Origin of the sequence: Amycolatopsis anabasis, from assembly GCF_009765355.1 — a bacterium.
Classification (GTDB): domain Bacteria; phylum Actinomycetota; class Actinomycetes; order Mycobacteriales; family Pseudonocardiaceae; genus Amycolatopsis; species Amycolatopsis anabasis.
The window spans coordinates 1-19,592 of record NZ_VTHK01000092.1 but is presented as its reverse complement, the minus strand read 5'-3'; the positions used below and the strand labels follow the sequence as shown (position 1 = coordinate 19,592).

The window sequence follows — 19,592 nt, the reverse complement described above, 5'->3', positions numbered from 1 at the left end:
ATCCCGGGCAGGTCGGTGAGCTGCCCCTTGATCACCTTCAGATCCTCGGCCTGCGCACGCTGAGCCTGACGGATCTGGTCCAGAACATCCGTCAACGCGGGTTCGGTGGTGGTCGCCATCGCGTGCTCGGCTCCTTCCAGTGGCGGGGGCCGCCAGCCTGACCCAGCCACCGATACCGCCGCCAGCCGTCCACGGCGCGTCGCGGGAAACTCATTCCGCGTGTCGTAGGGGCTGGACCGGAATACGGCAAGAAAGGGGCCGCGCCCCGCGTAAGCCGCTGATCAGGGGCTATTGAGGACGAGGATTCCCCGGATGCGGCTACGCAAGCAGCGGGGATCGGCGAGTGCGTCGATCCCGTCGGCGGGGCGGGTGTCCTCGCTGAGCCGGTAGGGCTTGCTGGCCTGCGCGACGAGGGGCTGGCCACCGGCGCCGATGGTGAGGAACAGGGCGGTGCCCGCGACCAGGCGGGCGATGGTGGTGCCGTGCACCTCGGGGTGGGGGCCGGCGCACCGCAGGCCCGTGCCGAGATACAGCGCCCGTGCCTGCGGGTCGGCGATGGCCCAGCGGCGGTCACCGTCGGCGAGGTGCCGGGGATCGCCGCCGGCGGGGCTGGAGCCAGGGGCCGGGTCCTCCGGTCGGGGTGAACCGGCGAACCCAACGCCACGATGCCCACCCGCTTGTAGGGCCGGTTCACGCGTACCGGAGTGGCCGGGCACCGATCCGGCACTGTCGGTGGTGTGCTGGTCTTCGTGCGGTCCACAGGACACGAGCACAGAAAGACGAGTCGTGACCTGGAGGAACACCGAGTTGTCGGAGATAGCCTCGCCGGGCCCGTCGCGGAGTTTCATCGATCACCTGGCCCGGCGGCCGAATGCCGCCCGCCTCAGACCACAGCCGTTGTCGGTTGCTGTTTAGACTCGGACCGGCGGTCCCGCACCTCATTGACAATGTCGTTCGGTGAAGCTGCGGGTAATGCGCCAAAGTTGCGGGCCGGGCCGCAGAGTTGAGATCACGTACGCCGTCCTCCACGCACGGCAAACTTCGGCCTGCGCGGGAAGGAAAGGACCAGTGCGGGGCAGGAACCTGTGGTTCGCGACCCCGCATCGGTGTCCGCGCTCGGTAGTTCGTGTTCAGCGGGGGAGGGGTTGTCCCTTCGTTTCCGGGCCCACGAACCAGATGACGCAGAGCGCGATGACGTACGACGCGATGCCGACAGTCGTCGCCGCGGTCGAGATGCCACCGAGCAGGCTGATGAGCAGCCCGGTGGCGAGTGTGACGAACGAGCCTGCGAGCCGGGCGGAGTTGAAGACCGTTGAGATCGCGGTTGCCCGTCCTGCTGTGGGGAACAGTTCTGGCATGTAGATCGGCATCCACGCGAACTGTCCCAGGATGAAGAATCCGGCGACGCCTGCGGCGACGAGGGCGATTCCGGGCGCCGGGACGGCGAAGAAGAAGATCGGGATGATCAACGCCGATCCCGCGTAGTACAGCAGCATGGTGGGCTTGCGGCCCCACCGGTCTGCCAGGTAACCCAGAAGCAGGTACCCGGGCACGGATGCGGCGTTGAACACCAGGCCGGCGTTCGCGGCCCACGTGCCGCCGGACTGCCCCGCTTGCGTAGCGAGTTGGCCGGTGAACTGCGGGATCCAGGCCGACACGCTGTAGAGGCCGATGACCGACACGACGGTGATCAGGAGCAGCCGCAGGGCCCGCTGGCGCAGGTGCGGCTGGCTGAACACCGCGGTGAACGGAGACCGCAGGAACTGACGGTCTGCTGCGCTGATCTGTCCGCCGCCTGCCGCGGCGGCCCTGGCCTTACGCCTGCGGTCGCGGATCTCCGTCCACATCTGCGGGTCGTGGACGGCTCGGCGCACGTACAGCACGACCAGCGCAGGCAGTGCGCCGACCAAGAACAGGTAGCGCCAGGCCTCGGTGCCCACCGGCTGCAGGAGGAACCAGGTCAGGGCGGCGAGCACGGCGCCGACCCCGAACCCGGATTGCAGCACGGCGGCGGCCCGTCCGCGGGAGCGGTCAGGCCACAGCTCGCCGATGAGAGCCGTCGCGCTGCCCCATTCGGCGCCCAGGCCCATGCCGGTGATGAAGCGCAAGGCCAGCAACCACCAGTAGTCGGGTGCGACCGCCGTGAGGCCGGTGAACAACGCGTACCAGAGGATGGAGATCATCAGGGTGCGTCGTCGGCCGAGGTAGTCGGCAGCGAACCCGGCGACGATCCCGCCGAGGGCCCAGCCCAGGAGCGTCGCGGCGACCAGTGCGCCAACGTAGGTGGACAGCTGTTCGAGCTGGCCGCTGGTGCCTACGCTGATCACGGCAGCCGGGCCTGCCAGGACGAGTGCGTAGGTCTCGAATCCGTCGAACGTCCATCCGAGCCATGACGCGACGAGTGCACGGCGGCTGGACTTGCCGATGGTGCGCAGGGTCCCGGGTCGAGCGCGGGTGTTGAGCGGCGGTACGCCGCTTTCCAGGTCGGACACGGTGCTCTCCTTTGAGCCGTAGGTGCGACGCCCGGGTGATCAGCCGCGCACGTCGACCGGGGTCAGCACGGTGACGTCGAGCGGCGTCGCGAGCAGGTCCGGAAGCTGGGCCCGGTAGTTCTTGTAGTGCGCGGACGCGCGGTGTGCCTCGAGCGCGGAGGAATCCTCGTAGCACTCCACGAGCACGAACCGGGTGTCGGCGGTCTGGGCAGCGAACAGGTCGTAGGAGTGACAGCCCGCTTCGGCGCGCGTGGGCGCCACCATCCCCTCAAGCAGTTTCCGCAGCTGGTCGGCGTGCTCGGGCATCGGGTCGAAGCGGGCGATCACGGTCACCGGGCTCTCGTCGTGCATGGCATCTCCAGTCTGTCGGGATGGGGCGCCTCTTGCGCCCTCCAGGCTAATACGTTATAAAACGTCTTATGAATGATGTCAAGGTTGCGGCACGGACGAGCCACCCGGCGCTTGGTCTCACCTGCATGTCGCGACACGGCGGGTCACCTCCGCCAGGTTCAATACGACTTATGACATCACCTGAGGACCCCGAGAACCGTCTGGACTTGTCCGAGGCCGACCTGCGGATTCAGCGCGGCCACAGGTCGGCCACGGCTCAGCTGGCCGAGAAGATCAAGACCTTGATCGTCAAGCAGCAGCTGCCCCCGGGTGCCCGGTTGCCCACCGAGAAGGAGCTGATCGAGGAGTCCGGGCTGAGCCGCATCACCGTCCGCGCGGCGGTGGGTGCCCTCGAGTCCGCGGGTTGGGTCGTGCGCAAGCAGGGGCTGGGCACCTTCGTGTCCGAACCGCTGGATCAGGAGCTGTCCTCCGGGGTCCGCACGATCACCGAGGTCCTGCTCGATCAAGGGGTGACCCCGCGGATCGAGGTCATGAGCTTCGGGGTGGAGAGCTCGTCGGCGTACGTCGAGCGGACGCTCGGCGAGCCCGAAGTGCTCACCATCCGCCGCCGCTACAGCGACGGCGAGCAGCCCCTGGCGCTGGTGACGATCCACCTCCCGACCCGGGTGCAGGACGCCGCCGAGCCGTTGCGGTCGGCGGAGCCGGCCACCGAGACCACGTACACGATGTGGGAGCAGCGGCTGGGCACGCGCATCGCGGAGGCCCGGCACGAGATCCACGCCGCGGGCGCTTCCGCGGACGTCGCGGCGGCGCTGGGCGTCGACGAGGGCGCACCGGTTCTCGTGCTCGATCGGGTCAGCTACGACCACGGCAACCGGCCCCTGGAGGTCGTTGTCTTCCACTACCGACCGGATCGCTACGGCTTCTCGGTGACGCTTCCCCGCGTCATCTCGCACGGCCCGGCCGGGATGACAGAACGAACAGAAAGGTTACGCGAATGACCGACGCCGATCCCAGTACAGCGGAGCCCCTTCGCGGGGGCGGCCCGCACGTCGGGTTGATCCTCGCCCTGACCATTCGGGGCCTGTCCGTGGGCAACTATCCGGACATGGCCCGCGTCGCGCGGACGGCGGAGTCCCACGGGTTCGATTCCGCGTGGCTGTGCGACCACTTCCTGACCCTGAGCCCCGACGATTACGTCCGAGACGCCGGGATCACCGACGAGGCGGACGGGGACGCGCTTGCGGCGGAGGGACCGTCATCGATCCCGCTCCTGGAGTGCTGGACGGCGCTGTCCGCGCTTTCGCGGGACACGACCTCGTTGCGTCTGGGGACAAGCGTGCTGTGCAACTCATACCGTTATCCCGCCGTGCTGGCCAAGATGGCCGCGACCCTCGACGTGATCTCGGGCGGGCGCGTGGATCTGGGGCTGGGGGCTGGCTGGTTTCAGCAGGAGTTCGAGGCCTACGGGATCCCGTTTCCGCCGACCGGCGACCGCGTCTCGGCGCTCGCCGAGTCGCTGCAGGTGCTGCGCAGCGTCTGGACCGAGGAAAACCCGCGATTTCACGGCGAGTTCTACACGATCGACGGCGCGATCTGCGACCCGCCGCCGGTGCAGCAGCCGCACCCGCCGCTGTGGATCGGTGGCGAAGGTCCGCGGGTCAGCCGCATCGCCGTCCGGCACGCGAACGGGGTCAACGTCCGGTGGTGGTCGGCCGCGAAGTGCGCGCAGCGCCGGACGCTGCTCGACCGCGAGTGCGAGGCGATCGGCCGTGATCCGTCGACCTTCGGATTGTCGGTGACGATGCTGCTGGCAACCACCGAGTCGCCCGAAGTCCAGCAACAGCTGCGTACGCGGTTCAAGTCGATCCCGGACAGCGGCCTGATCACCGGCTCCGCCGAGTCCTGCCTCGAGCAGATCCGCGAGTACCAGGCTGCCGGGATCGACCATTTCCTGTTCACGATCCCGGACGTAGCGGACTCCGACTACCTGGACGTGGTCGGCGAGCAGATCCTGCCGTACCTCGACACCGCCAGTGCTCCCCAGCCCGCCTGACCTCCGCACGCACCCGTTGAAAGCGAGCTTCACCATGAGTTCCGACCTCACCGACCGGAAGACCGATACCGCAGACGAGGAATACCTCCGCCCGACCGCGTACATCGACTCCGACCACCCGACCGTCGTCGAGACCGCGCGCCGGATCACCGAGGGCGCCACGACCGAGGTCGACCGGCTGGGCCGTATCTACCACCACGTCCGTGATCTGCCCTACGACATCCTGGCCTCGTTCCGTTACCTCGCGCAGGGACGGACGGCGGCCAGCGACGTCCTCGAGAACGGCGTCGCGTTCTGCATGGGCAAGGCCAGTTCCTTCGTCGCCCTGTCCCGAGCCGCGGGCATCCCGGCGCGCGTGGCCTTCCAGGCACTGGACGCCCCGGAGATGGAGTTCCTGTCCCCGGAAGTGCGGGTGCTGTGGGGCGGGCCTGTCGGTCGCCCGCTGCCGTGGCATTCGCTCGGCGAGGCCTTCATCGGCGGCCGGTGGGTCAAGCTCGACGCCACGATCGACGCGCCCACCGCGACCGAGCTGGGCAAGCCGTACACGATCGACTTCGACGGCCGGACCGACATTCCCACCGTCGAGGGACCGGTGCTGCGGGAGAACGGCAGCTACGCCGACTACCCCGCCGAGGTCGCGGACTGGTACCTGCGCGTGGCCCGCGAGGTGCTCACCGCGCTCGAGTCGAGGGCGGCGCACGACCGCGTCGCCGCCGACGACGTGCTCTGGAGCGGGCCGGACCCCGAACTCGTCCGCCGTCAGGCCGTCGCCTGACCTTCCCCGCATTCCCGCTTCGACCCGAGAAGGACGCCACGATGTCCGTTCGTCAGATCACCTCCGTCAACCCCGCGACCGAAGAAGTCCTGGGTCGCTTCGACCCGCACACCCCGGACCAGATCGAGGCAGCCCTCGCCCGGGCCGCGACCGCGGCCGCTCAGTGGCGGTCCACTCCGATCGAGGATCGCACCGAGCACCTGCACCGCGCCGCCGCCATCATGCGCGCCGACCGGGACAGGCTCGCCATACTGATCACCGAGGAGATGGGCAAGCCCATCGCCGAGGCCGAAGCCGAGGTCGAGAAGTCCGCCTGGTGCTGCGAGTACTACGCCGAGCACGGTCCGGCGATGCTCGCCCACGAGTCCGTCGAGACCGCCGCCACACACAGTCACATCGCCTACGAGCCGCTGGGTCTGGTGCTCGCCGTGATGCCGTGGAACTTCCCGCTCTGGCAGGTGTTCCGGTTCGCGCCGCCCGCGCTGCTCGCCGGCAACGGCGCCGTGCTCAAGCACGCGTCCAACGTTCCGCGTTGCGCCCTCGCGATCTCCGAGATCTGGGAGCAGGCGGGCTGCCCGACCGGGCTGTTCACCACACTGCTGGCCGGCCCGGACGCCGTGCCGGGCCTCATCGCCGACGACCGCATCCACGCCCTGACCCTCACCGGCTCCACCGAAGTCGGCGCCCAGGTCGCGGCCATAGCCGCTGCGCACCTCAAGCCCCAGGTGCTCGAGCTCGGCGGCTCCGACCCGTTCATCGTCCTCGCAGACGCCGACATCCCCGCCGCCGCGACCGCCGCCGTCACGGCACGGACACTCAACGGCGGGCAGAGCTGCATCTCGGGCAAGCGCTTCATCGTCGAGGACGCGGTCGCCGAAGAGTTCACCGAGGCCTTCGCAGCGGGAGTCGCCGCACTCACCGTCGGCGACCCCACCGATCGCGACGTGCGGATCGGCCCGCTGGCGCGGGCGAGCATCCGCGCGGACGTGCTCGACCAGGTGCGCCGAAGCGTCTCAGCGGGCGCCAGGATCGTCACCGGCGGCACGGTGCCGGAGAGGCCGGGCTTCTACTACCGACCCGCCGTCCTCGACAACGTCACCCCGGAGATGGCAGTCGCGGCGGAGGAAACCTTCGGCCCTGTTGCCGCTGTCGTACGCGCGAAAGATCCGACCGAGGCCGTCGACATCGCCAACGCCACCGAGTTCGGTCTCGGTGCCGCCCTGTGGACCTCGGACCTCGACCGTGCGAACCACCTCGTGCCCCAGATCGATGTGGGAGCCGTGTTCGTCAACGGGATCGTCGCGTCCGACCCGCGCCTGCCCTTCGGCGGAGTCAAGCGCAGTGGCTACGGGCGTGAGCTGGGTGTGTTCGGAATCCGGCAGTTCACCAATGTCAAGAGCGTCTGGGTCGGGCCCGCACAGAACGGCCAAGACCACCCGCTCAGCGAATGATCCACCAAGCCGAGAACGAAGGAGCTCCCATGGCATCCCCCCAGCCCGCGCCACAGCTCAACGAGTCGTCCCAGCGCGCCGGCACCGTCGCCATCGTCGGCGGTACCGGCGCCCTCGGGCTCGGACTCGCGACACGGTGGGCGCACGCCGGAATCAACGTCCGCATCGGCTCGCGCAGCCCGGACGCCGCACAAGCCACCGCCGCGCATCTCCCGGGGGCGTCCGGCGGGGAGAACACCGCAGTGATCGACGGCGCACCCGTCGTAGTCATCGCGGTTCCGTTCAGCGCGCACGTCGAGACAGTGCGCTCGATCGCCAAGGTCATCCAGCCGGGACAGCTGCTGATCGACACGACCGCCCCGATGGTGCCCGCCCGCCGCGGGTCGCGTCCCATCACCCCGTGGGCGGGTTCGGCCGCGGAACAAGCCCAAGACCTCCTCCCGGTCGGAGTGTCCGTCGTCTCCGCGATGCAGACCGTCAGCGCCGCGACCTTGCAGGACCTCGACCAGGCCCTCGACGAGGACGTGCTGATCTGCGGCGACAAGGCCGCCGACAAGGCGGTGGCCGCCACGCTCATCGAACGCATCCACGGCCTGCGTGCGGTCGACTGCGGTCCGCTGGACATCAGCGGCGTCAGTGAACGGATCACCGCGCTGCTGGTCGGAGTCAATCGTCGATACAAGACACACGCCGGCGTCCGCCTCACGGGATTGCCGGTGCCGCCGACGTGCGTAGAACTCGGCCGTCCCGCGTGATCGCCCCACTCCAGCCTGCCCAGCGAGGCCGCGCCGACGACGAACACACCGAAGGCGCCTCCCGGTAACGGTACGGGCGGAACGCCGGATCCTCGTGGACTCCAGCCCTGGCCAGGATCCGAACATCCCCGGCGACGGTGCCGCATCCCCGGTCGCGGCGAACATCGCATCCACCCAGGCACGCGCCTGCCCGGGATCGGCGCCGTCGAACTCACGACCAACCGTGACAACGCATCCGGGAACCTGTGATGCCGTGGTGAAAAACCGGCCTCGATACACCCGATAGGGCGGGTCAAATGATGAGTGCATTTTTGGTTTCTAGTAGGAGGTTGTTGAAGGCTTCGGTGGGTTTGAGCCAGCCGAGGGTTTCTCGGGGCGGTGTTGAGTTCGGTTGTGGGCGCGCCCAGCGCCCACAAGCCCGGATCATGCGTGCGACTGGCATCAGTCATGCCGGACCTGGCAACCACGGCTCCCTTGATCAGGAGCTACGCGGACGGTACGGGTCGCACGTGCGAAAATCGGAACCATGTCACCCGTCCGGCGACACCGGCCGCGGCCCCGAAGCCGCGCGGGAACCGGATCAGGATCGAGCCGCCGGTCAGGCCACGAACTCGGACACCCCTGTCGCGACGTCATCGAACCAGCGCCCGCCCAGGACACCGGGCACCGCACGCCTGGCTACCGGACGGGCGATCCGTGCTGGATCTCTTCGGGGACGGATTCACCCTGCTCCGCTTCGACGCGCGCGTGGACACCGGTGCGCTGACCGGCTCGTCCATACCCGTACGTCTCGTCGATATCGGCGAGGAGTCCATCGCCGCGCGCTACGAACGCGCGCTCGTCCTGGTCCGACCGGACGGCATCGTCGCCTGGCGCGGCGACGCCTTGCCACCCGACACCCGCACGCTCGCCGACACGGTCCGCGGCGCGACGGATTCCGGAGGAGACCGATGAAACTCATCTGCATCGAGGAACACACCATGGACCCCGCGATCGGGCAAGCGGCGGCACCGACCCTGGAACGGGAAGCGCCCTATATGGCCCAGCAGAGCTCACCGAATGCCGCGGGCCGGCCGTACGATCCCACCCGGCCGAACCTGGTCGAGATGAGCGAAGCCATCCGGCTGGGCACCGATCTCGGCGCGGGCCGGATCAGGGACATGGACAAGCACGGGATCGACATGCAGATCGTCTCCTAAAGCACCCCGATCCAGCTCGTCCCACCCGAGCAGGCACACACGCTCGCCCGCATCGCGAACGAGCGGCTCGCCGAGGCGGTCGCCGCGAATCCGGGACGCCTCCAGGGATTCGCGATGCTGCCCTGGCAACTCCCAGGCGAGGCGGCCGAGGAGCTCGACCGGGCGGTCACCGAACTCGGTCTGCGCGGGGTGCTACTGGCCGGGCGCCCCGGGGACACCTTCCTCGACGATCCCGCGTACCGGCCCGTGCTCGAGAAGATCACCGAACTCGACGTGCCGCTCTACCTGCACCCATTCCATCCCCTTCCGCAAGTCCAGCAGGCCTACTATGCCGGGCTACCCGAGGAAGTCAGCACCCAGTTCTCGCTCGGCGGCTGGGGATGGCATCACGAGGCCGGCATCCACCTACTGCGCCTGATCCTCTCCGGAGTCTTCGAACGACTCCCCGGACTACAGGTCATCAGCGGGCACTGGGGCGAACTGGTGCCCTTCTACCTGCACCGGCTCGACCACGTCATCCCCACCTCGATCAGCGGCCTCGAAAAAACGGTCAGCGAGATCTACCGCAGCAATGTCTGGATCACCCCGAGCGGCATGTTCCACCGGGCGCACTTCGAGTTCCTCCGGGAAACCATCGGCCTGGACCGGCTGATCTGGTCCGTCGACTACCCCTACCTCACCCTCGACGGCACCCGATCCTTCCTCGACGGGCTCTCGTTGGACAGCGCGGAAAAGCACAAGATCACCCACGGCAACGCCGAAAAACTCTTCCAGCTGTAAGCGCCTGTCGACCCCTGCCGATGATCGGGTTGAGCAGGCCGCCACATACCGTGAGTACCCATCCCTGCCTACGTCATCCCCCTTAAATGGTGATTATCGCGGGAAGTGGATTGATCACGGCGGGTTCACGGAGTTTCTTCGGCATCCAGCAGGGAGTTTCATGTTGGGAGGCATGCCGTGCCGACGAGCCGTCGAAAGATGCTGGCGCTCATGGGTTCGAGCGTGGCCGGGGCCGCGATCACCGCGAGCGCCGCGCGTGGCTTCGCCGAATCCAGCGAGGAAGGAGTCGAACCGCTACGGGAACTTCCCGAGGTTGCGTGGCGAAGGCGGCAAGCTCGACTACACGCTGACCCAGGCCCCGCATTCCTTCCATGTCGGGGAGCATCGGATAGCCGACCGGTACACCGACCTCGCCTGTTTCCTCGGCGCCCGCGACGAACGCACCACCCGCGCCTATATCGACGACGAAGCATTCGACCCAGCCGGGGGGATGACCGCGCTCGTGCAGGACGGCGCAGCGGCCTGGATCCAGCACACACCGGCGGCCTCGTCGTCGCCGGCGAAGCCGAACAGACCGGGCCGCTGCAAGCCCGGCTGCGGGAACTGGCCGACGCGGTCGGCGCGCGTTCCTGCGCGGCGGGGCGAGGCCGCTCGCGGCTGCGATGAGCGGGTGATGCGCCGCAGGCGCGCGGCACTGGCGGCGATTCCCGTGGCGCTGCTGCAGCCAGCACTACCTACCAGCGGCTCGGCGAACGCGCGACCGCCGCCGGTTCCCGCCGCCTGGCGAGTTCGTCGACATCGGCGGCCGTCGACTGCACGTCATCCGGTCCGGCACCACAAGCCCTCCGGTGATCGTCCTGCCGGCGTTGGGCACCCCCGCGGTCGAATGGGTCCGCGTCCAGAGGGCCCTCGCTGTGGTCACCGACGCGATAACCGTCCTGGTCGACTGCAAGGGCATCGGCTGGAGCGACCCGGCCCCCTGGCCGCGGACGCCGACCACGATGGCCGACGAACTCGACAGGCTGATCGCCGCGCTGGGGATCGAGGACCCAGCGATCCTGGTCGGCCACTCGTCCGGCGGGCTGATCGCCCGGCTCTACGCCGCCCGCCATCGCGACCATGTCGCTCACCTGGTCCTGGTCGACGCCACCCACGAGGACCACGGCCACGTCCTGCCCCGGTTCGACCCGACCCTGACCAGCAGAGAGTTTTGGATACGGGCCGCCTGGTGGCGATTGCGGGTTCTGGGCGCCTACCGGTTGCTGGTCGCGCTCGGCCGCGTCCCCGACCTCCGCCGCAGCGCCGAACGGGAAGTCCCCGCCGAGCTGGTCGAGGCGTATGTCGCCCGCGCGCTCACCACCGCCTGTCGTCGCGCGGTGGTGCAGGAACTGTTCGGCTTGCTCTACGGCATGGCACCGATGCGGTCACAGGCCCGCGATCTCGGTAACCTGCCGATCACGGTGGTCACCGTCGGGCCGACCGGCCGTGACCGGTGGTATGAGGGATGGCTCGAACTCCAGGCTGACTTCCTGCGCATGTCGACCAATACCCACCAGGTGTGGGCCAAGCATGCCGACCACCACATCAACCATGACGACCCCGGCTGCCTCGCTCAGGTCCTTCACGACGGCATCGGTCAAGCCATGGACGACTCCCAACCTGCGCCATGATGTAGTTGATCCGCGCCGACAGTATTTACGGGCTGGCCCCGCACTGTGAACTGGCGATCATCGTGGCACTTGCTTGCCGGGCAGGCAGCAGCCGATGCCTGGTGCCTGGGTGCCGCCTACCTCGGGGCGGCCGCTCTCGCAGGACTATCGCCGAGAGGTCCAGATCGGTGCCGGGCAATGGACGCTGCTGGCGGCGCATCCGCGTGGCGAAGAGTTTCTGCGTCACGGCCCGTCTGAGGGCGCACTGCTCGACCTCGGGCACCCGATACCCGCCGCATGACGCCGTCCGATTTGTCTAGTCGAGCAGTAGCTCGGGGAGCCGGGTGAGCGCTCGCTGGAACGGTGCGCCGTCATCGAACAGTCGGCCGTACACCAGGCCGCCCTCGATCGATGCGAATGCGTCCTCGGCGGCCGTCCTCGCTTCCGCTTCGCGACGTCCGCCGCGTCGCGCCGCATCGGCCATCGTGGAGATCCACATCTCGGCAACCCTCGCCGCCCTGCGCCGCACTCCCTCCGGGGCTCCGTTCAACGGCAGGGTGTCGAGCACGCAGGACAGCACGCCACCGCCGTAGAACTCGCCGATTCGTTCGGCCGACCGGGCGATCCCGGCGCGCGCGTCCGGGTCTGTGCGCATCGGTTCAAGTAGCTCGTCGAACAGCCGCTGTACCCGGTCCAGGACGGCCTCGGCCATCTCGGCCTTGCCGTCCGGGAAACGGTGGTACAGGCTGGCCCGCCGCAGCTGCGCGGCCTCGGCCAGGGCGCCCAGCGAAGCGCCCTCGTAGCCGGCGGTGCGGAAAACCTCGGCGAGTCGGTCGTAGAGCTCGTCGTCGCGTACCAAGCGGGGTCGTCCCATCGCGCGAATGTTACCGAACGAACGGTAAAGTCTCAAGCGATTCGACCCCTGCTGTCGCGTCGCCCTGGTCACATTGCTTTACCGATCGTTCGGTAATAGCTTTGGTGGCATTGGAAGCACGACTACACAGGGATTCGCCGGAAAGGAACCGTCATGCCATACATCGCCGTGGGGAAAGAGAACAGCGCAGAGATCAACCTGCACTACACCGACCGAGGAACCGGCCAGCCCGTGGTGCTGATCCACGGCTACCCGCTGTCGGGCGCATCGTGGGAGAAGCAGGAGCAGGCGTTGCTGGACGCCGGCTACCGCGTGATCACCTATGACCGGCGCGGCTTCGGCCAGTCCAGCCAGCCCAGCACCGGGTACGACTACGACACCTTCGCCGACGACCTGGACACGGTGCTCACTACGCTCGACCTGAACAACGTGGTGCTGGTCGGTTTCTCCATGGGCACCGGCGAGGTGGGCCACTACATCGCCCGGCACGGCGTCGCGCGAGTGGCCAAGGCGGCGTTCCTGGCATCCCTGGAACCCTTCCTGCTCAAGACGGAGGACAACCCCACCGGAGTGGAGGCCAGCGTCTTCGACGGCATCCAAGCCGCCGCCCGCTCCGACCGCTACGCCTGGTTCCACCAGTTCTACCGCGACTTCTACAACCTGGACGAGAACCTGGGTTCCCGGATCAGCGACGAGGTCGTGCGGGCCAGCTTCGCGGTGGCCGCCGGAGCCGGGGCGAAGGCGTCCTGGGCGGTGGTGCCCAGCTGGCTGACCGACTTCCGCGCCGACATCCCGAAGATCGCCGAAAGTGGGATACCGACGTTGATCGTGCACGGCACCGCCGACCGGATCCTGCCTATCGACGCCAGCGGGCGGGAATTCGCCAAGCGGCTGCCCAGCGCGACCTACGTCGAGATCGAGGGTGCTCCGCACGGATTCCTGTGGACCCACGCCGACGAGATCTCCAGCCTTCTCCTGGACTTCCTGACCAAGTAGTCACCACCCCGTAAGTGGTCCGCGTGGACCATCTCGCCGCGGACCACCTACCACTCTCAACACCCCGGCCGAGGCCGCAGACGGCTGCTTGGATCGCCCCGGCGGCCCCGGTCCCGGGTGAGGCCGAGCCGATCACGCGGCCCACTGCTGCGGTGCACCGGCTGCCTGATCAGAACGGCGGATGGGACTGACAGGAGTGCGTGTGCCGTCAAGCGAGGGCCGAAACTGTGATCACGACTTCTCCCGGCGGTTCGTGACGGGTTTGTTGAGGCGGGCCATGAGTTCCCGGTTCGCGGCGCGGGCGGCGTTGAGTTCGTTGTCGCGATCGGAGAGTTGGCGGCGCAGCTCGACTGCTTGCTGGTCGAGTTCGGTGATCCGTCGCTGAAGTTGCTGGATATCGGTGGGACCGCTGAGCCGGTCTCCTTCCAGATTTGCTCACCGAGGGCTTCGGACAGTCGGCTCCGCAGGTGCTGGTTTTCGGTGGTGAGTCGAGCAGTGCGGTCGTGGGCGTTACCGAGGTCGGCGACGACGGCGGGCATCGCGGTGCCGACGATCAGACCGTCGAGCATCGACAGCAGCAGGGCGAGCATGACACCGAGCAGGACCCAGCGGATGTTGGCGGGGACGGTGATGTTGTCGCCGGTGCTGGCCGGTGGGTGAAGCGGGCCGTCATGACAGATGACCCCTTTCTGCGGATCTGGGGGACGATGTGACGAAAGGGCGGAGGCAGAGGCAGGTCGCGCCCCGGCGGCCTGCACGATGCGCCTGTGCGGGCCGCCGCGGAGCAGAGGTGTGGCTAGGCGTCCGTGCTCGATGCCGGCTTCGCGGCTGGTCGCGCGGCGTCGGGTACGGAGAAGCGCAACGGGTTCCCGGAGGGGTCGTGTGTGGTCAGGCTGCCGCCGCCGGTGTACTGGTGCGGGTGGCCGGCGGCAGCGAGGCGTTCGGCCAGCGCCTCGATCGCCCCCGGGTCGGTGAGCAGCAAGTCGACGCGGATGAGCCGGGCGGTGTCGGGCCCTGCCGGCACGCCTCCGTGCGGACTGAACCGGTTGGTGCAGACCAGGAGGCTGCGGTAGGGGGTCACGCCGACGCCGACGAACTCGTCTCCCAGGCGGGCGTAGAGCTGCAGGCCCAGCAGGTCGCAGTAGAACTGCTTGGTGTGGGTGAGGGCGGCGTCGGTCGCCTTGAGCTGGACGTGCCCCATCTGCGTCCCGGCCGGCAGGTGTGCGGGCGTGTTCGCGCCGGGCTCGTTGAGAAGGTCCGGCAAATCGATCGGCGTGGCGACCACGACGGGCAGGCTCTCGTCGGTCCACTGCCATTGTTCCTGCGGACAGGCCCAGGTCGCCTCGATCGTGTGGCCGTCGGGATCGGTCACGTAGCACGAGTGGCTCACGACGTGGTCGCGCGGATCGACGTCGAATCCGGCGTCCAGGTGCCGCTGGGTGAAGCGGGCCACGTCCGCCCGAGTGGGCACGAGCGGGGCGAAGTGGCTCAGCCCGGGGCTGGAGGGCGGCGGCGCGAGAGCACCGGCGACCTCGTGCAGCTCGACCAGCACCCGTCCTTCCACCCCCAGGTGCGCTCGCTGTGGTTGGCGATCGAGGAGGCGGAAACCCGCGACCTGGGTGTAGTAGCGCACGCTGCGGTCCAGGTCGGCCACGGTCAGGGCGACGGGTCCGAGGGTGAGTGTCTGATCCATCCGGTAGTCGGTCATCGTCGACCTTTCATCCGTGCTGCGGCTGTCCGGGAATGGCGCACGTGTGAGCCGCAGCGTGGCGGGAGTGCGGCCCTGCAGGACGGTGTTCAGGACATTGCCGGGGTTGCGCGCTGTTGCGGGTGTGGGCGAGGGCGTTGGTCCAGGACAGGAGCTGGTCGAGCATCGCCGTCAGGGCGGGGCCCTGGTGCCGGCCGGGGGTGAAGGTGGCGCCGAAGTCGGCGAAGTCGGTGCGCAGGTTCAAGGTGACCTGCGCGGAGACGTCCGCGAGCTGCAGGGCCGCCAGGACCGGGCGCAGGGCTTCGACGGCGCGCACGCCGCCGTCCACGCCGTAGGAGACCAGGCCGGCGGCCTTGTTGTTCCACTCGGCGTAGACCCGGTCGAGGGCGTTTTTCAGCACGCCGGGGAAGGAGTGGTTGTACTCGGGGGTGACCAGCACGTACCCGTCGTAGGCGGCGACGGTGGTGGCCCACTGCTGGGTGTGGGGGTGGGTGTAGCGGCCCATGGCGGGCGGGAACGGTTCGTCGATCTGCGGCAGGTCGACCTCGGCGAGGTCGATCAGGTCGTAGTCGGCGTCGCCGCGTTGGCGGGCCTGGGCCAGGACCCACTGCGCGACGCGTTCGCCGGCCCGTCCGGCGCGGGTACTGCCGAGAATGATCGCGATCTTCGTCATGATGCCTCCGGTCGGTCACAAGGGACGTTGAAACGCAGGTGCTGTGGGTTCAGTGGCCGGTGGCCGAGCCCGCGGAGGTGAGGAAGAAGTCGAGGACGGCGAAGACCGCCTCGGGCTCCTCGCGGATGGGCACGTGCCCTGCGCCGGGGATGAGCGCGAACCGCGCGTGCGGGAACGCCGCGGCGTAGGCGCGGCCGAACTCGGGGGTGACGACGGTGTCGTTGGCGCCCCAGAGCACCAGCACTGGGCAGGTGACGGCGGACAGGCGGGGCAGCAGACCGGCATCTGCCATGGCCGGCCCGGCATAGACGCGCATCGCGGCCATCGACTGCGGGGACGGTCCGCCCTGCGGCGCCGGTCTCGCGGACATCCGGGACGCGGAATCCGATGTCGCGGCCGGTGGCCTGGCGGGCGTGGTGACCTGCTGGCCGGGTACGACGGGGCCGATCGCGTCGATGAGGACCAGCTTGGAGATCCGGCCCTCGTGGTCGTCCAGGGCGGTCTGGGTGGCGACCCAGCCGCCGAAGGACGTGCCGATCACCGTCACGTCGTGCAGCCCGAGGTGGCCGAGCAGGTCGAGGTAGGCGGCGGCGAGCGCGGGCACGGAGTCCAGTTCGTCCGGCCGTGCGGTGCCCTCCCAGCCCGGATGAGTGGGCGCGATCACCCGGTGATCCGGCGCGAGGTGGTCGATCAGGGGTGTGATGCCGGCGGGGCCGGGGCCGCCGTGCAGGACGAGGACCGGGCTGCCGCCCGTGCCGGCCTCGCGCAGGTCGAGGTCGAGGCCGGGCCGGATCGGGATCGTGCGCCGAAGAGGCGTCGTCATGGGTTCCTCCTGGAGCGGGGTTCAGGTGGCTGAGGGCGCGGTGGCCGTCAGCGCGAGGTTGACTGGGCTGCCGGGCCGGAGGTGAAGAACTCGACCATCTGTTCCAGGCCCTGCTGGCCGAACATCGTGTCCAGGCTGGTCGCGGACTCGGCGGCGGACGCCTCGCTGCGGGGGAACAGCGCCTGCTCGTACGCGGCCAGGGCCGCCTCGGTGTCGCCGGGGTGGGCGGCGATGGCCAGGGCGAGTTCCGCGCCGTCGAGCATGGCGAGGTTGGCGCCCTCCCCGGCGAACGGGGACATCACGTGGGCGGCGTCACCGAGCAGCGTCACCCCCGGGACGCGGTCCCAGCGGTGCCCGACGGGCAGGGCGTGAATACGGCGCGGGGTGATCGTGTCCGCGTCGGCGACCAGGCCGCGCAGGCGCTCGTCCCAGCCGGCGAAGTGGGCCAGGACCGCGGCCTTGGCGGTGGCCGGGTCGGTGAACTCGACCGTGTCCAGCCACCCTTCGTCGATCTTGAGCGCGGTGTAGACGTGCAGACTGCCGTCGGTCTCCCGATGGGCCAGGACACCGCGTTCGTTCCCCAGGGCGATGAAGAACCCGCCGCCGATGACCGCGGCGCTGCGCGGATGGCGGGTGTCGGCGTCGACCAGGTCGGTCTCGACGAAGGAGATACCGGTGTAGGCGGGCTTGGCGTCCGAGACCAGCGGCCGGACCCGCGACCACGCGCCGTCCGCGCCGATCAGCAGATCGGTGGTGATGGTCGAGCCGTCGGCGAAGGTCACCTCGTGGCGCCCCTCGCCCAGCGCGCGGGCGCCGGTGACCTTCCGGCCCCAGCGGATCGTGCCCTCGGGCAGAGAGCCCAGCAGCAGTTCTCGCAGGTCGCCGCGGTCCACCTCCGGCCGGCCGCCGGTGCCGTCGTCCTCCTCGGCCACGTACACCGTGCCGTCGGGCCCGAGCAGGCGCATGGCCTGACCGCCCTCATGGACGATCTTGAGGAAGTCGTCGTACAGGCCGGCTGCGTGCAGGGCCTTCTGCCCGTTCTCCTCGTGGATGTCCAGCATCCCGCCCTGCGTGCGGGCCGCCGCCGACGCCTCCAGCTCGAAGATCGCCGGCTCGATGCCGTGGACGTGCAGAACGCGGGCGGCGGTCAGACCGCCGAGACCTCCGCCGATGACCGCTACCGGGATGTGAGCGCTCATGGGGCCTCCAAAGCCGTGGGGAAACACTTCTGTCCGCCGAGCAATCGCCAGCGACTCGGCACGGCCCCGCCAGAAGGCGGCGTGCGTACCCGGTCCGCCAGCGATGACCACGACCCCCGCACCGTAACGAACACGTTCGTCGCGAACAAGTTCGTAGTGAGGCGGCTCTCAGTGACCCCAGGCCACGTCCGCCCTCAAGGCCGGCGGTTCCGTCCCAACGCTCAGTCCCTGGCGCCCGGGACGGGTGTGTGGGTAATGCCGTTGACGAGGACGTCGAAGCTCCAGCGGATCCGGGCCGGCACCGAGCCGCCGATCAGGGCGGGCATGTGCGCGGTGATCGCCGGATGCGTGGTCGCGTCCACGGCGTCCAGCGCGCGCACGGTGGCGTCCCAGTCCTGGTCGGCGGCAGGGTCGTGCGCCCGCGTCGCATGCTCGGCAGCGGTGGCCGTCGCATCCTGCAGCAGCTTGTCCACCCCCCAGGCGACCTGCTCGCGACTGGCGCCACTGCGCGACAGGAGATCGAGGATGCGCTCCACCAGGCGCAGATAGTTCTCCCCGCTCGGGCGAGCGACGAGCGCAGCCCGCGCCAGCGGCGGGTGTGCGAACAGCACCCGGGTGTACGACGCCATGACGGCGCGGAGCTGCTCGCGCCAGTCCTCCCCGCCGTCCCGCCCGGTCAAGTCAACCTCGCCGAGCAGGTAGTCCAGCACGGCCGCATGCAACTCGGCGGTATTGGCGACGTAGACGTACAGCGACGCCGGACCGGTGTCCAGCTCCTGCGCCAGCCGGCGCATCGTGACCTTCTCCAGCCCCTCCGTTCGCATGATCCGCACGGCGGTGTCCACGATCCAGCGCCGGGACAGGGCAGGCTTCGCCGGACGATCCCGGCGACTGATCGGCTCTCTTCTCCCAGCCATAACGACGATCGTAACGAACATGTTCGCCAACCGGGTGACCCGCGCAAGTGCAGCGGCAACTCGACGGTCTCGACGATCCTGATGTGCCGGCACGGGATGGCGGCTGGTCGAACAACGCCCCAGCAGCGCCGAGTGAACCTGGGTATGACCGGACAAGCGCTCCCGGAGGACCGGACCAGCCTGCTCGCCCTGGCCCGCCAGGCCGGCATCCCCCGCGCCCACTACCTGACCACCGGGGAACTACGGGACGCGTTGCGCCACCCCCGCCACGACAGCCCGCACGAGCAGAAAGACCACGGCGACTCCCCGCCCCGGCCCACCTCTCGGTGAACCAGAACGGCTCCGCAGGATGTTGCGTGTCGCCGCGACCGGGTGCCTGTCTCGCGGCGGGGCTATTCGGCGAAGACAGCGGAATCGTTGCGGATGCCCTCGTACAGCGCCGTCGCGAGGCTGAGCAGTGCTCCGGCGCGCAGCGCGGGGGTGGCGGTGGCCAGCAGTGCGCGGGCCTGCCCCGGCCGCCCGGCGCCGTGCGCGTCCACGATCTGCTCGGCCAACGCGTGCGCAGCGCCATCCACGCCGGGCGCCGGAATCACGGGGAAGCGGTGGGCCATCAGGGCGCGGGCGAACACACCGGCCGCCATGTACACGGTGTCGGGACTATCTCCGGGCCCGGCCTTGTCCGGTGCGGGATCCATCCCACCCGCGGCCTGCACCAGCGTGCACAGGTCGTCGATCAGGGCACGCTCGGCCGCGGTGTGGGCGGCCGCGTCCAGCCACGCCCAGACCGTCCGATTCCACACCGACTCCACGCCGTCATCCGGAGATCGTGTTCGTAGAAGTGTTCACGCAAGCTCAGCTCATGCGCCGCTCGCGCGCCGCGGGTGGGATGCGCGG

At 69.3% G+C, this 19,592-nt stretch carries 22 protein-coding genes; 12 read left to right on the top strand and 10 right to left on the bottom strand.

What is annotated here, in order from left to right; all coding sequences use genetic code 11:
- Positions 1 to 281: 281 nt before the first annotated feature.
- The 3 genes from FXO23_RS48025 to FXO23_RS48015 form a co-directional block, all read right to left on the bottom strand.
- A complete protein-coding gene (locus tag FXO23_RS48025) occupies positions 282 to 848 on the bottom strand; it encodes a hypothetical protein (RefSeq protein WP_158895464.1) in 567 nt (188 codons plus the stop codon).
- Positions 849 to 1,130: 282 nt separating this feature from the next.
- On the bottom strand, positions 1,131 to 2,492 hold the full coding sequence (locus FXO23_RS48020; RefSeq protein WP_158895462.1) for an MFS transporter: 1,362 nt from the start codon (positions 2,490 to 2,492) through the stop codon (positions 1,131 to 1,133).
- Between the two features lie 39 nt (positions 2,493 to 2,531).
- On the bottom strand, positions 2,532 to 2,843 hold the full coding sequence (locus FXO23_RS48015; RefSeq protein ID WP_158895460.1) for a putative quinol monooxygenase: 312 nt from the start codon (positions 2,841 to 2,843) through the stop codon (positions 2,532 to 2,534).
- Between the two features lie 170 nt (positions 2,844 to 3,013).
- Between FXO23_RS48015 and FXO23_RS48010 the strand changes: the two genes are divergently transcribed.
- The 9 genes from FXO23_RS48010 to FXO23_RS47975 all read left to right on the top strand — a co-directional run bounded on the left by FXO23_RS48010 (position 3,014) and on the right by FXO23_RS47975 (position 11,529).
- Positions 3,014 to 3,844, top strand: coding sequence for an Rv0792c family HTH-type transcriptional regulator (locus tag FXO23_RS48010; protein ID WP_158895458.1), 831 nt, complete (start codon positions 3,014 to 3,016; stop codon positions 3,842 to 3,844).
- A complete protein-coding gene (locus tag FXO23_RS48005) occupies positions 3,841 to 4,899 on the top strand; it encodes a TIGR03619 family F420-dependent LLM class oxidoreductase (protein ID WP_158895456.1) in 1,059 nt (352 codons plus the stop codon). The genes FXO23_RS48010 and FXO23_RS48005 overlap by 4 nt, the downstream gene beginning before the upstream one ends.
- A gap of 34 nt (positions 4,900 to 4,933) precedes the next feature.
- Positions 4,934 to 5,674 carry a transglutaminase-like domain-containing protein gene (locus tag FXO23_RS48000; RefSeq protein ID WP_158895454.1) on the top strand — a complete coding sequence of 247 codons (741 nt, stop codon included), beginning with the start codon at positions 4,934 to 4,936 and terminating at the stop codon, positions 5,672 to 5,674.
- A 41-nt stretch (positions 5,675 to 5,715) separates the two neighbouring features.
- On the top strand, positions 5,716 to 7,125 hold the full coding sequence (locus FXO23_RS47995) for an NAD-dependent succinate-semialdehyde dehydrogenase (protein WP_158895452.1): 1,410 nt from the start codon (positions 5,716 to 5,718) through the stop codon (positions 7,123 to 7,125).
- A 29-nt stretch (positions 7,126 to 7,154) separates the two neighbouring features.
- Positions 7,155 to 7,880 (top strand): NADPH-dependent F420 reductase, encoded by a 726-nt coding sequence (npdG, locus tag FXO23_RS47990; protein WP_158895450.1) that lies wholly within the window; start codon positions 7,155 to 7,157, stop codon positions 7,878 to 7,880.
- 447 nt (positions 7,881 to 8,327) lie between these two features.
- Positions 8,328 to 8,834, top strand: a complete 507-nt coding sequence (locus tag FXO23_RS52595) for an aromatic-ring hydroxylase C-terminal domain-containing protein (protein ID WP_343034602.1) — start codon at positions 8,328 to 8,330, stop codon at positions 8,832 to 8,834.
- A complete protein-coding gene (locus tag FXO23_RS51355) occupies positions 8,831 to 9,079 on the top strand; it encodes a hypothetical protein (RefSeq protein WP_218952405.1) in 249 nt (82 codons plus the stop codon). Before FXO23_RS52595 ends, FXO23_RS51355 begins: the two co-directional genes overlap by 4 nt.
- 9 nt (positions 9,080 to 9,088) lie before the next feature.
- Complete coding sequence (locus FXO23_RS47980; RefSeq protein ID WP_218952408.1) at positions 9,089 to 9,859, top strand: amidohydrolase family protein; 771 nt, start codon at positions 9,089 to 9,091, stop codon at positions 9,857 to 9,859.
- Between the two features lie 848 nt (positions 9,860 to 10,707).
- Positions 10,708 to 11,529 (top strand): alpha/beta fold hydrolase, encoded by an 822-nt coding sequence (locus FXO23_RS47975; protein WP_158895446.1) that lies wholly within the window; start codon positions 10,708 to 10,710, stop codon positions 11,527 to 11,529.
- 295 nt (positions 11,530 to 11,824) lie between these two features.
- Here the strand turns inward: FXO23_RS47975 and FXO23_RS47970 are convergent, their stop codons facing one another.
- Complete coding sequence (locus FXO23_RS47970) at positions 11,825 to 12,382, bottom strand: TetR/AcrR family transcriptional regulator (RefSeq protein WP_158895444.1); 558 nt, start codon at positions 12,380 to 12,382, stop codon at positions 11,825 to 11,827.
- Between the two features lie 153 nt (positions 12,383 to 12,535).
- Here FXO23_RS47970 and FXO23_RS47965 point away from each other — a divergent pair, with 153 nt between their 5' ends.
- Positions 12,536 to 13,378, top strand: a complete 843-nt coding sequence (locus tag FXO23_RS47965; protein ID WP_158895442.1) for an alpha/beta fold hydrolase — start codon at positions 12,536 to 12,538, stop codon at positions 13,376 to 13,378.
- 431 nt (positions 13,379 to 13,809) lie between these two features.
- Positions 13,810 to 14,091 (top strand): hypothetical protein, encoded by a 282-nt coding sequence (locus FXO23_RS50940; protein WP_179957080.1) that lies wholly within the window; start codon positions 13,810 to 13,812, stop codon positions 14,089 to 14,091.
- A gap of 83 nt (positions 14,092 to 14,174) precedes the next feature.
- Here FXO23_RS50940 and FXO23_RS47955 read toward each other — a convergent pair whose 3' ends face one another.
- The 5 genes from FXO23_RS47955 to FXO23_RS47935 all read right to left on the bottom strand — a co-directional run bounded on the left by FXO23_RS47955 (position 14,175) and on the right by FXO23_RS47935 (position 18,698).
- Positions 14,175 to 15,086, bottom strand: coding sequence for a VOC family protein (locus FXO23_RS47955; protein WP_158895438.1), 912 nt, complete (start codon positions 15,084 to 15,086; stop codon positions 14,175 to 14,177).
- 10 nt (positions 15,087 to 15,096) lie between these two features.
- Positions 15,097 to 15,759 carry an NADPH-dependent FMN reductase gene (locus FXO23_RS47950; protein ID WP_218952404.1) on the bottom strand — a complete coding sequence of 221 codons (663 nt, stop codon included), beginning with the start codon at positions 15,757 to 15,759 and terminating at the stop codon, positions 15,097 to 15,099.
- A 49-nt stretch (positions 15,760 to 15,808) separates the two neighbouring features.
- Positions 15,809 to 16,582, bottom strand: a complete 774-nt coding sequence (locus FXO23_RS47945) for an alpha/beta fold hydrolase (protein WP_158895436.1) — start codon at positions 16,580 to 16,582, stop codon at positions 15,809 to 15,811.
- A gap of 47 nt (positions 16,583 to 16,629) precedes the next feature.
- A complete protein-coding gene (locus FXO23_RS47940) occupies positions 16,630 to 17,781 on the bottom strand; it encodes an FAD-dependent oxidoreductase (RefSeq protein ID WP_158895434.1) in 1,152 nt (383 codons plus the stop codon).
- A 221-nt stretch (positions 17,782 to 18,002) separates the two neighbouring features.
- A complete protein-coding gene (locus FXO23_RS47935; protein ID WP_158895432.1) occupies positions 18,003 to 18,698 on the bottom strand; it encodes a TetR/AcrR family transcriptional regulator in 696 nt (231 codons plus the stop codon).
- Between the two features lie 144 nt (positions 18,699 to 18,842).
- Here FXO23_RS47935 and FXO23_RS47930 point away from each other — a divergent pair, with 144 nt between their 5' ends.
- Positions 18,843 to 19,028: a hypothetical protein gene (locus FXO23_RS47930; protein ID WP_158895430.1), complete on the top strand. Its 186-nt coding sequence runs from the start codon at positions 18,843 to 18,845 to the stop codon at positions 19,026 to 19,028.
- Positions 19,029 to 19,090: 62 nt separating this feature from the next.
- Here FXO23_RS47930 and FXO23_RS47925 read toward each other — a convergent pair whose 3' ends face one another.
- Positions 19,091 to 19,498, bottom strand: a complete 408-nt coding sequence (locus tag FXO23_RS47925; protein ID WP_158895428.1) for a hypothetical protein — start codon at positions 19,496 to 19,498, stop codon at positions 19,091 to 19,093.
- Positions 19,499 to 19,592: the final 94 nt, after the last annotated feature.